At 46.2% G+C, this 13,382-nt stretch carries 14 protein-coding genes and 1 pseudogene; all 15 read right to left on the minus strand.

Going from position 1 to position 13,382, the window contains the following annotated elements; genetic code table 11:
- Position 1: 1 nt before the first annotated feature.
- The 15 genes and pseudogenes from BN1765_RS19030 to BN1765_RS19095 all read right to left on the minus strand — a co-directional run bounded on the left by BN1765_RS19030 (position 2) and on the right by BN1765_RS19095 (position 12,939).
- Entirely contained in the window at positions 2-577 is a 576-nt protein-coding gene (locus tag BN1765_RS19030; RefSeq protein ID WP_050616600.1) for a TIGR01440 family protein, read from the minus strand.
- 12 nt (positions 578-589) lie between these two features.
- Positions 590-1,042, minus strand: a complete 453-nt coding sequence (rpiB, locus tag BN1765_RS19035) for a ribose 5-phosphate isomerase B (RefSeq protein WP_050616601.1) — start codon at positions 1,040-1,042, stop codon at positions 590-592.
- Positions 1,043-1,219: 177 nt separating this feature from the next.
- Entirely contained in the window at positions 1,220-2,182 is a 963-nt protein-coding gene (locus BN1765_RS19040; protein ID WP_390621211.1) for a methyl-accepting chemotaxis protein, read from the minus strand.
- Positions 2,159-2,509: pseudogene (locus tag BN1765_RS20860) on the minus strand (HAMP domain-containing protein); the annotation flags it as partial. The pseudogene BN1765_RS20860 and the gene BN1765_RS19040, both read right to left, overlap by 24 nt.
- 83 nt (positions 2,510-2,592) lie before the next feature.
- Positions 2,593-3,039: a low molecular weight protein arginine phosphatase gene (locus tag BN1765_RS19045; protein WP_050616603.1), complete on the minus strand. Its 447-nt coding sequence runs from the start codon at positions 3,037-3,039 to the stop codon at positions 2,593-2,595.
- A gap of 251 nt (positions 3,040-3,290) precedes the next feature.
- Positions 3,291-3,806 (minus strand): manganese efflux pump MntP, encoded by a 516-nt coding sequence (locus tag BN1765_RS19050; protein ID WP_050616845.1) that lies wholly within the window; start codon positions 3,804-3,806, stop codon positions 3,291-3,293.
- Positions 3,807-3,948: 142 nt separating this feature from the next.
- On the minus strand, positions 3,949-4,980 hold the full coding sequence (locus tag BN1765_RS19055) for an L-threonylcarbamoyladenylate synthase (RefSeq protein ID WP_050616604.1): 1,032 nt from the start codon (positions 4,978-4,980) through the stop codon (positions 3,949-3,951).
- 179 nt (positions 4,981-5,159) lie between these two features.
- Positions 5,160-5,588 carry a GNAT family N-acetyltransferase gene (locus BN1765_RS19060; protein WP_050616605.1) on the minus strand — a complete coding sequence of 143 codons (429 nt, stop codon included), beginning with the start codon at positions 5,586-5,588 and terminating at the stop codon, positions 5,160-5,162.
- A gap of 320 nt (positions 5,589-5,908) precedes the next feature.
- Positions 5,909-6,679, minus strand: coding sequence for a stage II sporulation protein R (gene spoIIR, locus BN1765_RS19065; RefSeq protein ID WP_050616606.1), 771 nt, complete (start codon positions 6,677-6,679; stop codon positions 5,909-5,911).
- An 85-nt stretch (positions 6,680-6,764) separates the two neighbouring features.
- Positions 6,765-7,871 (minus strand): ABC transporter permease, encoded by a 1,107-nt coding sequence (locus tag BN1765_RS19070; protein ID WP_050616607.1) that lies wholly within the window; start codon positions 7,869-7,871, stop codon positions 6,765-6,767.
- 2 nt (positions 7,872-7,873) lie between these two features.
- Positions 7,874-9,136: an ABC transporter permease gene (locus BN1765_RS19075; protein WP_050616608.1), complete on the minus strand. Its 1,263-nt coding sequence runs from the start codon at positions 9,134-9,136 to the stop codon at positions 7,874-7,876.
- A gap of 12 nt (positions 9,137-9,148) precedes the next feature.
- A complete protein-coding gene (locus BN1765_RS19080) occupies positions 9,149-10,081 on the minus strand; it encodes an ABC transporter ATP-binding protein (protein ID WP_050616609.1) in 933 nt (310 codons plus the stop codon).
- A gap of 174 nt (positions 10,082-10,255) precedes the next feature.
- Positions 10,256-11,122 carry a peptide chain release factor N(5)-glutamine methyltransferase gene (prmC, locus tag BN1765_RS19085; protein WP_050616610.1) on the minus strand — a complete coding sequence of 289 codons (867 nt, stop codon included), beginning with the start codon at positions 11,120-11,122 and terminating at the stop codon, positions 10,256-10,258.
- Between the two features lie 2 nt (positions 11,123-11,124).
- The gene (gene prfA, locus BN1765_RS19090; protein WP_050616611.1) at positions 11,125-12,192 is read right to left on the minus strand and encodes a peptide chain release factor 1; all 1,068 of its coding nucleotides are present in this window, start codon (positions 12,190-12,192) and stop codon (positions 11,125-11,127) included.
- 114 nt (positions 12,193-12,306) lie between these two features.
- Positions 12,307-12,939: a thymidine kinase gene (locus tag BN1765_RS19095; RefSeq protein WP_050616612.1), complete on the minus strand. Its 633-nt coding sequence runs from the start codon at positions 12,937-12,939 to the stop codon at positions 12,307-12,309.
- Between the last annotated feature and the right edge of the window lie 443 nt (positions 12,940-13,382).

A 13,382-nucleotide genomic window follows, 5' to 3' on the forward strand; every position in this document is an offset into this window, starting at 1 on the left:
ATCAACGGATCACTTCGTAGACAGCACGCATGCCGCCGATCAATTTTGGGCGTGTGACAGCTGCGGTCACATAAGCTTTTCCGACATGTGTTGTCTCGCATCGCACAGGCACAGCCACATGCTTAAGATGCATGCCGATCAACGTGCTGCCGATGTCGATCCCTGCGTCAGCCTTAATAAACTCAATGACCACAGGCTCCTTAAGATGATTATAGGCATAAGTGGCCAACGCCCCGCCTGCCGATCGTACAGGAACAACGGATACTTCTTCATAACGCCCTTCGGCCATCGTTTTGGCTTCGGTCACTAATGCTCTGTTCAAGTGCTCACAGCATTGGAATGCCACTTGGATTTGGTTCTTCTTGCAGAAATGCTGCACGGTTTGGAAAATGGCTTCCGCCACCTTCACCGTGCCGCTGGTCCCTATCGCCTTGCCGATCACTTCCGATGTACTGCAGCCTACCACCAGGACTTTACAGCGGGCGAAATCCGGATGCTGTTTCAGATTGTCAAGGATGCTCTCCAACTGTTGTTTCATCTCTTCCACATCATATGGATGGATTCTTTCATCTTCCATGTTCACTGCCCCCTATAAGGTAGGATTAGAATTCTCGTACTCAGTAATCTTATTGACGCGGTTCTCATGCCGGCCGCCTTCAAATTCTGTAGTCAGCCAAATTTGGGCGATATCGCGCGCTAGCCCTGGGCCGATCACTCTTTCTCCCAATGCTAGTACATTGGTATCATTATGCTGGCGAGTCGCGCGTGCGCTGAATGTATCGTGTGCCAGAGCGCAGCGGATGCCTTTCACTTTATTTGCAGCGATGCTCATGCCAATCCCAGTCCCACAGACAAGGATGCCGCGATCAAACTCGCCCTCCGCCACTTTTTTTGCAACTGGCAGGGCATAATCAGGATAATCAACGGATGTGTCGCATTCGCACCCAAAGTCTTCGTATTGGATTCCCATTTCGTCCATTAACGCTTTTAGTTCCTGGCGGATATGGATACCGCCGTGATCAGATGCAATCGCTACTTTCATTCTTTATCTTCTCCTTTTGCTCTCTCTGAATTTCGTCATCTATTTCTATTCTACCTAATCATTCCTCTATTAAAAAGATGTACAACCATAAGAATTCTATCCTATTTGAACAAGCACCCTCTCAGAATGGGGACCATTTTAGCAAAAAATCCCCAGGCACCTGCCTGGAGATTTCATTCAAACATGAAAACGGGTTATCGTGTTTTTTAGCTTATCCGCTTGCTCCTGAAGATCGGCTGTCATATGTTCGACGTTCTCGATCACTTGTGTCTGTTCCCGGGAAGAGGCGGCAACCTCACCGGCAGCGGCGGACGTTTCCTCGGCAATGGCGGCCACTTCCTGCGACTGCATGGACGTACGCTCGATGCTTTCCATTTGGCAGTCGACCAAGGCTGTTATATCCTTTACTTCTTCTGCCACTTTATGGACGGTCGCAGTCATTTCTTCAATGATTTCATTCGTTGCTGCTCCCTTTTCCGCTTCTCTGTCAGCAATCTTCACTTGATCGCTGATCTGGCCAACCACTCCCGTCACATCCTGCTGGATATTCTGGATCAAATCGGATATTCCCTGGACAGCCTTGGCGCTTTCATCGGCCAATAAACGGACCTCTTCCGCCACAACCGCAAACCCTTTACCATGGTCTCCCGCTCTGGCCGCTTCAATGGAGGCATTCAATGCGAGCAGATTGGTTTGGGCAGCAATATCGCCCACGAGCTGGATGATTTGCTCCACCTTTTTCGCATTCTCTTCCAGGCGTTTAACCGCTGATAAAGAATCCTGATTCTCCTTTGCAAGGTTCTGGATACCCGTAATCAGTGAATGGATCACTTTTTTGCTTTCAATCAATTCATTCACCATATTGGCTGATGAATCAGCAGATATCCTTGCCTTTTCCTGTACCGTCTTGGCGATTGTAATGATTTCCTCTACCGACTCAGCCGTATTCTGGATGGAAATGGCTGAACTATCGGCTCCCATGGAAATTTCATGGATTGTCCGTGAAATATGATCCGCCTGCTGGGCAGCCACCGTTGAGGCATCTGATATCGTCACCACTTTCTCGTTGGTGAGGGTAAAATTCTGTTCAATGCTCTGTACCATATCCCGCAGATTATGGAGCATCTTGTTAAACGCCATACCCAGCGAGCGAATCTCATCATCCGATTTCGATACCTTCAAATCATCTTTTATATTTCCCTCTGAAGCTTTAATTGCGACCTTTTCCAAGTTTTCCAACGGCTTCACAACCACACCGGCGGCAAAAAAAGCAATAATGCCCGACCAGATGGTTCCGAGCAGCAGGGTGATGACGGCAAATGCCACTTGGTTGATTCCGCTGAAAAACATTGGGTGCAGAATATAAATACAGATCCCGCTGATTGAATACGTAATCATTGCAACAACAGTGATAAACAGCGCCAGTTTCTTCCTAAGCCCAAACCGAAAAACTTTTTTCTCTTCCATTCCCAGTCCCCCCGTATTCCCATGTTCCTTCTCCCTACAATCGCAGTCAATCACGGTATCCCTATAATCCCTTTATGCTCAACTCAATTCCTGCTCAATCGCTCGATCAAGGAATCAATCAGTTGATTCAATTCTTCATAGGTTGCCTGATAATCCTCCTTCGACCCTCCAAACGGATCAAGTACATCCAAGGAGCCAGCCTTCACGCCGACAAATTCCTTCAGTGTAAAAATCTTGCCTTGGAACTGAGGATATTGTTGCTCAATCATGCGTTGGTGCGAGCGGGTCATTGCCAACACATAATCCGCCCATTCCAATTCCTCCATTGTCAGCATCTTCGCTGAATGCCTACACTCAATCTGGTGGTCGGCAAGCACTTCCCGAGCATGAACGGAAGCATTTTGGCCCGATTGGGCAAAGACTCCAGCTGATCTCACCTCTATATGTAACGGTTGCTTACTTTTCATCAATGCTTCTGCCATAGGACTTCTGCATGTATTCCCTGTGCATACGAACAGTACGTTAGCCATGGAATTTCCTCCCTTTTATCTATTATAAAATATTTCCCAGCGTTTCCAACTATTATTTAACGATTCTTTTCTCTTTTTATAGTTCTTTTGCCACAAAATTGCCCCATCTGCCAGGAGAATCAATGTGCCGCTTCCTCTTATTATACCCATGCCGCCGCTTAAACGGTCAAATGGGCCCCACACAAAAAAGGGCCTTACAACCCCCGGCCGGGCAATAAGGTCCTATACTATATTTTGTCATTATTCATCTATTAAACAGGCAGCAATAGTTTAATGCCAAACGCAAATAGCACGCTTCCTCCCAACACTTGGCTATATACACCAAGAAGGCCCTGCACTTTCCTTCCGATCAATAAACCCGCCAAGGTCAAAAAAGTAGCCATCAATCCGAAAAGAGAAATGGCCAAGAAGGTCCTTGCTCCGTATATGCCCAGCGTCAGTCCCACCGAAAAACTATCAAGGGAGACACTTAAGGCAAATACAATCAGCCCAAAACCGACCGGTACGATAAACCCGTTGCTCTCACCCTTCAATCCGGAAATGAACATGCCCGCCCCCAGCAAAATAAGCAATAAGCCCCCCGCGTAGGTGGCGTAAGCACCAAATTGATCGGATAGAAAACGCCCGGCCGACATGCCGATCAATGGCATAACAATATGGAAAAGGCCCACAGTGGCAGCTATGATCCCGATTTGCCTTAAACGCAGCTTATACATTCCCATCCCGAGGCCCACAGAGAATGAATCCATTCCAAGCGCAAAAGCCATCAATAATAATGTAACGAATTCGCCGATTGCCGCATGCACATTTTTCAACCTCCCTTGGACTTGCTCTCTAAAGATATGCCCGTCCCACTTCCTTTAGAAGGCGAATGGCGAAAAAAAGAAGCCTTTTACGGCTTCTTTCATTCTATTCTTTCATTAAATGGTGCCCTGCAGCTTTCATCAACCGGTTCATAATAGCATCGCCGATTCCTTCGTAAGGGAATACTTCCCCATAAATGACATCCGTCCCGCTTTCATCAAAAGTGCGTAGCGCATCGTAGATACCGGCAGCCACTGTCGCCAGGTCTTTTCTGCTGCCGCAGGAAATGACGGTATCCGCTGTATAGGCATCTTTATTTTCTTCTGTTGTAAGCACGCCTGTCTTTTTCCCTTCAGACTTGCTCTGATCGATTGCGGCTTGTATGAATCGCACGCTGCCGTCCATTAAAATGAACGGTGCATCCGGCGCATAGTGGGTATATTTCATTCCCGGCGCTTTAGGGGCTTCTTCTGGATTATGGAGCGCCACATCTTCTCGCACCTCTCCCACGACAGCCATCAGTTCCTCTCTTGTGACACCGCCGGGACGCAGAATGACCGGAACCGCTCTAGTGCAATCCACCACGGTTGATTCCAGTCCGACCCCGGTTTCTCCTCCGTCGACTATTCCGCTGATTCGGCCTGTCAGGTCATTGGCTACATGCCCCGCAGTCGTCGGGCTTGGCTTGCCGGACAGGTTGGCACTTGGCGCTGCAATCGGCAGATCTGCCGCTGCAATCAGGGCAAGCGCAATTGGGTGGTCAGGCATGCGGATGCCGACCGAATCCAAACCAGCAGTCGCGCTGTCCGACAATCTACCTTTTTTCTTTAGAATGATGGTAAGAGGGCCTGGCCAGAAAGCCTCCATCAGTTTCCGCGCATGTTCAGGCACTTCCTCAACCAAATCCTCCAGCTGTTGGACTTTGGCTATGTGGACAATCAACGGATTGTCGCTAGGCCGTCCTTTTGCCGCGAATATTTTTTGGACAGCCTGGTCATTGGTTGCATTTGCCCCCAATCCATATACCGTTTCCGTGGGGAATGCCACGGTTTCATTTCCCTTCAACAACTCGGCCGCCGCTTTGATCTGTGGAGCATGCTCAATGGCCGGATCTATTTTCCAAACAATTGTTTTCAATGTGTACACCTTCTACTTTAAGACGATTCGTCTTGCATTCTGTTTCTATTATAACCCTAATTGCCAATCGAACGCATCCCTTGTACCTCCGGAAAAACTTGTGCATAAGAGGGTTATTATCCACAAATTGTGGATAATAACTTATAAACAGTGGATAATTTTGTGGATATGTATATAAATCACAGTGCTTTCCACATGAAAAAGAGCGGCGAAAATGCCTGTATCCTCTTATATGCTGTTGATAACTTAACGGCATCCGGCACTTTCCCTTCTTCCAGACAGGAAAAACCGAATGCTTCAAAGAAGGTTATATTCGTTTCCTTATGGGTTGCTAGGCCAATTGAATGGCAACCCAATTCCCTGGCTTTACCGATAATCTTTTCGAAAACAAGAGGCAGATTTTCCGCTGGGAAGCCGGATGAAAAGACAAATGAGCGTAATAAACAAAACTGATCGATCACTTGAAACCCCATGACGGCCAACAGCTCCTCACCCTCATTTTCTGCCAGGATGAACATACAGTCTGCGTCATAGATTGCTTCACTCGCTTTGATAAACGACTGGATTCTTTTTTCATCTTCCTTCTTCCCTACTATCAACCTTAACATCTTCATTCCCCCTTTTCTGTTTTGCTTACTATTATGACTATGAAAGAATCGAGCAAAATAGAATAGGATGTAAGAGTTTACAAAAAAAGATATCCACAGGGTTATTCACAACCCCATGGTTTTGGCTATAAAGTGATGACGGGCGTTTTTATTCATCCCCACCGATGATTAGTTGAACCAATCAGATTCTTATTGGCGCCTCATCCCCACTTACACTTCTTCATTTCGCGCATCAGTCGAAGCGGGAGCCTTAGCGCCAGTGAGAATGTGACAAAAAAGGAGCCCGGTTCATTCATGCAGGCTCCCTCTTCTATCTATTCTCATTCAAATAAATCCTTCATCATTTCGGCAAAAAACCATTTCTTTTCTACCTTCAACGGTTCTTCATCCTGAGCGTTATACAGCGGTTCCTGTACGGAGGACTCTTCTTCACGTGCAGATTCCGGTGATAGCGGCGGCTGGTCTTCTACCTGTGCAGCCGGTGACAGATGGTGTTCTTCCGCTGTTTCTTCCTTTTGATTCTTTTCTTCATCTTTTTGTTCGTCCGCTTCAGCATCGTCACTCATCGCCTGGGCACTAACGGCTGTACCGTTAGAGAAATCAAGGAAACAGAGAGGCGGGAACAGGACGCACCACCAATTGGCGCCTGCGCCGGCACCAAGCGTAATGACAATCGCTTCATACTCACCAGCCGGATACAAAAACTGTCCGTACAGCTTCGTAGGAAAATTCGCCTTTCCGAACGTGACATTCACCGATTGGTTGGCTCCCGCTTCTGCTACGTGCCGCTCTGCCAACTGTTGAATATCTTCAGTATGGCTTTTAATCACTGTTCTTGCCGTTTCAATCGAGGTCAGGTCCTTAACCCACTCCGTAATATTCGCATTCACTTCATCACGGATGGCGCGTTTAAGATCCTGATCTTCCTGAGTATCGCTATTGGCCAGGATGCGCAGGCGAATCGCCTCTTTCGGAATAACCACGGCTTCTTCCATCGCCTGTGTTTGTTCAGGTTTTGGTATATATAAGCTCAGGATGGTACCCAAGCAGATCATCACAACATACAGCCCCGCAAAATTTGTTTTTTTCATTTCACTCACTCCCCTTTGTATCACTCATTATGGGCAGGAGTTCTCTATCTTAAACTAGCAAAATAGATTTTTTTAACAGGGGGCTTTATTTCCGATCGATAATCTTGATTCCGGCTCCAAGCAGGACGGCTCCAATCAAGAATAGCAACCCAATGGGCGCCAATAATTCACTCCATGATTGACCGTAAACCGTTGCTCCTTTTAAGGCTTCCATCCCGTAAGTGACCGGATCCATTTTGGCTAACAGCAACAGAAATTTGGAGGTCACAATCTCAAGCGGCCAATAAGCGCCTCCAATCATAGCCATGGATACGGCAAGAAATGAAATGATCACTTCGAACTGCTTCAGGTTTTTCACCAAAGCTGCGACCATCAATGCGATCGAAATGATTGCAAATGTATAGGGAACCAGGATGACCAGCGTCTTTCCGAAAGCCCCGTAAAAATTATACTGAAGGACAAACCGGAATAGACAGAACACCAACGCCATCTGGGCATAGCCAACGATAAAACTGTAGAGCAGATTGCCGGCATACAGCTCCCATTTTTTCAGGGGAGACAGCAACAAGCGATCCCATACCCCCTGATTCTTCTCAATCAGGATGGAAACAACGTTATACGCAATCGTGAATATGACGAAAAACAGCCCGAAACCGAAAATCGCCTGCAGTCTTGAATCATAGCGGAAAGAATCCTTGGCCATGAAGCCTTTCTTCTCAATCGTGAAAGGTGCCTCTTGATCTAAATGGCTGAGCTGTTGATCGACTTCATCCGCTTTTTGCGGGGAAGATATATTTACTTCCTTTATGGCATTTTGACGCTTGTTCAAAGATTGATAGGCTTTCTTGATCTCGTATTTCACTAGTTCATCATTCTTTCCCGCAGCAGATATATAGATGGCAGCAGATTCTTTATTCAGCTGGATAGCCATTTCGGTTTTGCTCTCATTCACCTCCTCTTTCGCTTTCTTGCTGTCCTCCACCTTGAATTGGAAGGTCTCCGATTGATTCAATTCTTTTAGAATAGGCTTCAATTGCTCTTGTGGCAAGGAACTGAACACCGGCACTTCGACTTTCGTCTCATAATTTAATCCGACCATATAGGCAAATCCGAAAAGCGTCGCTGACATGATAATGAATGTCCACGGTTTGCGGAGTAATAAACGTATTTTAATCATTAGAACAGCAAACATGATTAGTCAGCCTCCTTCCGCGGAAAAATCAGCACAGCCGCAACCAAAAGGATGATCCCATAGGCCAGCATCGTTGTTAGATACGGGTAAATGGCCCCAACATCGTATTCCTGCGCCATCTTCATGAATGCTTTTAAAGCCGCTCCATTCAGGGATAACTCACCTATTTTCTGAAACCAATCCGGAAAAACGTCCAGCGGCACAAAACTCCCTCCTATAAATGCTAAAACCGACACGACTATCCCGCCAAAGGCATCGGCGATCGATTCTGTGCGGTCCTTGAAACTAAAAGCGGCCAACAGAGACGATAGTCCGCCGATGGCAAAACTGAGCAAGAGGGTGATCAATAGAAAAATCGGAATGGACGGAATATCCACACCAAAGCAAAAATGGGCAAACAGATATAGGAGCAGCAATTGAACGAATGCAATGGCTGATCCGGAAAACAGGACACTTCCCAAATAAGACCACGGAGAAACAGAAGCTAGCTGAATGCGCTTATAGATAAATATCTCTTTCTCCCGCAGGGCGAAAGAAGCCATTGTTGACGCCACATACAGAACAAACATAGAACTCATGGCGAATGTATAGTAGATGGATGCATTGATTGGTTGTGCGCCGCTAACCATCTTCTTCTCTACGTTGATTTCTTTATTGACCGCCGCCAAATCAACCGGAAGCCCATTTTTTTGGAGAATGGCTCTAAACGCATATTCATTGCGTAAATCATCCACCATATTATCGACGATCCCGGCTGAAATCTGTTCATTTTCATTCTCGATGATTGTCAATGTTGGCGGCTGCCCTTCTTTCAGCAAATAATAGCGGAGAAAATCATAGGTAAAATGCTCAGGCACCTGGATAACAGCAGAGGTATCTTTCTTCTGCAGAGATTTGCCAACCTCTCCGCTGATCGCATGAAATTTTATGTTTTTATGGTTTTCCTCGCCTCCCAGCACCTCCTCTTTCAATATGGAAATCGGCAACATCTGCCCCACTGCATCGGCCAGCTGCTTCTTCACTGGAGTGGGAATAGAAGCTGACTGGTTCACTTCCTTGATGAATCGCTCTACATCCTTCGTCTCCGAGCCCTCGTCATATAGATAGACCTTTGCTTTGATGGCGCTTGTTTCACTATTCATCAGACTCCCAAGGGCGGTCCCTAAAATAGCAATCAACACCATCGGCATAAGGAATAGGGTGAATAATAGATTCTTATTCCTTAAAAGCACCAGCATATTCTTCTTGGCCAAATGGATGAACATCTTCATTCACCCCTAATCTCTCAGGACTCTGCCAGTCAGATGCAGAAATACATCTTCCAGCGTCGGATTTTTCAGTTCAATACTTGTAATGGCCACCTGCCACTTTTCAGATAAGGCAATGACTAAAGAAAACAAGTTAACATTTTTAGGTGCAATTAGTGTTAACTCTGTATCCTTCACCTTTACCGAGCTAATGTCAGCCCTATTTTTCAATTCTTCCACCATTTCTTCTGATGACCGTTCCAGTTTGACGACCAGCGTATTTTCTGAAGAGAGTATGCCCTTCAGCTCTTCCGTCGTCCCGGATGCAATAATCTCACCATGGTCCATGATGTAGATGCGGTCACATAGAAACTCCACTTCCTCCATATAGTGCGAGGTATACAAAACAGTGATTCCTTTTTCCTCATTGAGTTTCTTAACGGCTTCAAGAATATAGTTGCGCGACTGCGGGTCGATGCCGACTGTCGGTTCATCCATAATGATCAGCTTTGGATTATGCAGAAGAGCCACCCCGATATTCAGCCTTCGCTTCATGCCGCCTGAATACGTTTTGACAATATCTTTCCTTCTGTCACTTAAACCGATGAGGTCAAGCACATCATTAACACGCTCGTGCAATTCTGCTTTTTTCAAACCATGAATGCGGGCGAAAAAAGTCAAATTTTCCTCAGCGGACAATTCTTCATACAAGGCGATTTCCTGGGGGACGACCCCCAAAATGTTTCGCAAATCAGCAGGATTCTTCATAATGCTTTTCCCATTCAGCAATACATCACCCTTAGTGGGCATTAAGAGAGAAGCAATCATATTGATTGCCGTGCTTTTACCAGCTCCATTCGGCCCCAGCAGGCCAACTGTTTCACCATTATTCAAGTACATGCTGACATTCTTGACTACACTTTTCTGTTTATATGTTTTCGTAAGGCCAGTCACTTCAAGCAAGTTCCATTCCTCCTCGGCACTCTTCATCTCCTCTATATTTATTATAAGTTTTTTGAAAAGATAGATAACTATCTTCAGTCATCAATTAATGGCAATAACGTGACTGAAGTCATGGATAGGGGCCACAACAATATCGTTTTAAATCTATATACAAAAAAAACGCCAGCTTCATTGCTAAGCTGGCGTTTCGGCGAATACCATCCGGTCTTTGCCGTTGATATCATATTCAATGGTTACCTGCGCAGCAGGCAATGCGGCGCGCAGCAGGCTTGCCACTTGTTCTCCCTGTCCCGCCCCCACTTCAAATCCGACAAGGGACGGTTTGTTCAATACAGCAGTGAGCTCCTGAACCAGCCGGCGATAGAGATCGAGACCATCTTCCCCGGCAAAAAGGGCGGTATGCGGTTCATGTTCAGTTACTACTTCCGACATACTTGCCGCATCACCGACCGGAATATACGGCGGATTGGAAAGGACCACATCCAAGCGCTCTTGAGCTTGTATGAACGGCTGCAGGCCATCGCCCAACACAAAGGAAACATCTGCATTCAATGCAGATGCATTGCGCTTTGCCATCTCCAGTGCATTAGGCATGAGGTCGCTGAGGATCACCTCCAGCGCCGGCATTTCACATTTCATTGTTATGCCGATTGCACCGCTTCCTGTACCGATATCCGCAAGCTTCAACGAGCCTTCGTTCCCCTTAAATAACGCGGGAATTTTCTTCAAGGCATGGTATACCAGTTCCTCTGTTTCCGGACGGGGAATCAGTACGTCACCATTTACAGTGAACTCACGCCCATAGAATTCTTCGTGTCCGATCAGATGCTGAACCGGCACTCCTTCCGCATGCTGATAAACGCCTTCCCGGAACTTTTGCAGCACTTCTTCCGGAACCGCTTCCCGGATATCAGCCAAAAGCTGTGAACGGCTGCACTGAAGATAATGGCGCAACAGCAGCTCCCCCGCATTTTCATCCCGTCCGTTCTCTTTTAAAAAAGAAGAAGCCCAGTTCAGGGCTTCATAACGATGTACGCTCATGCTCATTCACCGCTTTCGAGTTTGCTTGCTTGGTCCTCAATGATCAATGCATCGATTACTTCATCAAGCTTTCCTTCCATCACTTGGTCCAGTTTTTGAATCGTTAATCCGATACGGTGGTCTGTTACCCGATTTTGCGGGAAGTTGTACGTCCGGATCCGTTCGGAACGGTCCCCAGTACCGACAGCCAACTTACGGTTTTGGTCGATTTCGGCCTGTACTTCGCGTTGGAATTTATCGTAAACACGCGCACGAAGAACTTTCATGGCTTTTTCTTTATTTTTTATTTGGGATTTTTCATCCTGGCAGGAAACAACCGTCTGAGTCGGTATATGTGTCAAACGGACAGCAGACATAGTTGTATTTACACTTTGTCCGCCAGGGCCCGATGATGCAAACGTATCGACGCGGATGTCCTTATCATGGATTTCGATTTCCACTTCTTCCGCCTCCGGCAATACAGCCACAGTGGCGGTAGATGTATGAATGCGGCCGCCTGACTCTGTCTCCGGCACCCGTTGAACGCGGTGGGCCCCATTTTCGAATTTTAATTTCGAATAAGCTCCCTGGCCATTAATCATGAAAATAATTTCCTTATAGCCACCAAGACCGGTAGGATTCGACTCGATCACTTCGGTCTTCCAGCCCTGCATCTCAGCATAGCGGCTGTACATGCGGTATAGACTTCCGGCAAACAATGCAGCTTCATCGCCGCCAGCTGCTCCCCTTATTTCCATAATAACGTTCTTATCATCGTTAGGGTCTTTAGGAATAAGCAGAATCTTCAGCTTCTCTTCAAGCTTTTCCATGGAATCTTCCAATTCGTGTACTTCTTCCTTAACCATTTCTTTCATTTCGGCATCGAGCTTCTCGTCCAGCATCGACTTTGCATCCTGGTATTGTGTACGCAGCTCTTTATATTGCCGGTATGCTTCGACCGTGTCCTGTATACTTGCCTGTTCTTTAGAATAGTCACGTAATTTTTTTGGATCATTTACTATTTCAGGATCACTTAGTAGTTCATTTAATTGATCGTAACGATCTTCTACTGCCTGCAATCGGTCTATCACTATAGTCACCTCGAGATTTTTCTCTATCTATTTACTGTATTATAGTATAGCAAAAGAATAACAGTCAAAATCCTCCATTTCGCTAAATGGCGAACAGAACCGCAGTCTTTTTCCTTATTGGTTCATCGCTTGGTCAACTCGATAAGCGCCTAGCCCTTCCATCCCTTTATCATTTCCTGGTACTTCGTGATGGTGGCGGCATCTTGGTTCATAAGCCTCCGAAGCGCCAACCATAATGATCGGATCATGGTAGTTGGCCGGCTTTCCATCGATTAAACGCTGTGTTTTGCTGGCGGCTCTGCCACAAACAGAACAAACCGCTTGGAGTTTTGTCACAGATTCAGCCAGTGACATCAAAGCAGGAACAGGACCAAATGGCTCTCCCCGGAAATCTTGGTCAAGCCCGGCCATAATCACCCGGAATCCTCGATTGGCAAGCTCTTGTGCCACATCAATAATATGTTCGTCAAAGAATTGGACTTCATCGATGGCAATGACATCTAAATCGTTCTCTATGTGAAGGAATATATCTTTCGATTGGTTGATAGGCTTAGCAATAACAGATGTCCCATTATGCGAAACGACCGCCTCTTCTGCATAGCGGTTATCAATGCCCGGTTTAAAAACAATTGCTTTTTGGCGGGCAAATTGTGTGCGCTGAACCCTCTTGATCAGCTCTTCCGATTTACCCGAAAACATGCTTCCGCAAATGATCTCCATCCAGCCTGCCTGTTTCTTTTCGTACAATGTATATCTCTCTCCTTCCTATGTGAAAGCCTACTAACATAGGTAGCGCTTCTTCAAAAAACCATATACTCTAGTTTAACCTATATTGTTGTCGATGACCTCTCAATATCACCTATACGCCATAGAAATTTTATACAGTCGCATTTTAGACTTTGTAAAATAATGGGGTTGATATGATTGCCTTCAAGCAACAGATGCCTTTCAACTGGTTTAACTGCCATCCTGTTTGACCAACCTTCTTCTAAAAACCCAAAGGACATAAGATATGCCTTTTCGAAGCAGCAAATAACTTTTGCCGTTTCGAAAAGGCACAGGAAAGTGAAACTTTATTTCGATAAGAGGCCTTCCATTAGCCTACTGCCGAATGGATCTGCCACTCACACTTCTCCGTCTTCACTTTTATATGAAAGCGGGTGTCTTAAAACCCGTAACAAGTATATGGA

Source organism: Bacillus testis (genome assembly GCF_001243895.1).
GTDB classification, from domain to species: domain Bacteria; phylum Bacillota; class Bacilli; order Bacillales; family DSM-1321; genus Bacillus_AD; species Bacillus_AD testis.

What these genes read in the sequence shown, in the direction of transcription:
- BN1765_RS19030 (WP_050616600.1), bottom strand. Translation starts at nt 577, where the DNA reads ATGGAAGATGAAAGAATCCATCCATATGATGTGGAAGAGATGAAACAA.
- rpiB (WP_050616601.1), bottom strand. Translation starts at nt 1,042, where the DNA reads ATGAAAGTAGCGATTGCATCTGATCACGGCGGTATCCATATCCGCCAG.
- BN1765_RS19040 (WP_390621211.1), bottom strand. Translation starts at nt 2,182, where the DNA reads ATGGCGTTTAACAAGATGCTCCATAATCTGCGGGATATGGTACAGAGC.
- BN1765_RS19045 (WP_050616603.1), bottom strand. Translation starts at nt 3,039, where the DNA reads ATGGCTAACGTACTGTTCGTATGCACAGGGAATACATGCAGAAGTCCT.
- BN1765_RS19050 (WP_050616845.1), bottom strand. Translation starts at nt 3,806, where the DNA reads ATGGCTTTTGCGCTTGGAATGGATTCATTCTCTGTGGGCCTCGGGATG.
- BN1765_RS19060 (WP_050616605.1), bottom strand. Translation starts at nt 5,588, where the DNA reads ATGTTAAGGTTGATAGTAGGGAAGAAGGAAGATGAAAAAAGAATCCAG.
- spoIIR (WP_050616606.1), bottom strand. Translation starts at nt 6,679, where the DNA reads ATGAAAAAAACAAATTTTGCGGGGCTGTATGTTGTGATGATCTGCTTG.
- BN1765_RS19070 (WP_050616607.1), bottom strand. Translation starts at nt 7,871, where the DNA reads ATGTTTGCTGTTCTAATGATTAAAATACGTTTATTACTCCGCAAACCG.
- BN1765_RS19075 (WP_050616608.1), bottom strand. Translation starts at nt 9,136, where the DNA reads ATGTTCATCCATTTGGCCAAGAAGAATATGCTGGTGCTTTTAAGGAAT.
- prmC (WP_050616610.1), bottom strand. Translation starts at nt 11,122, where the DNA reads ATGAGCGTACATCGTTATGAAGCCCTGAACTGGGCTTCTTCTTTTTTA.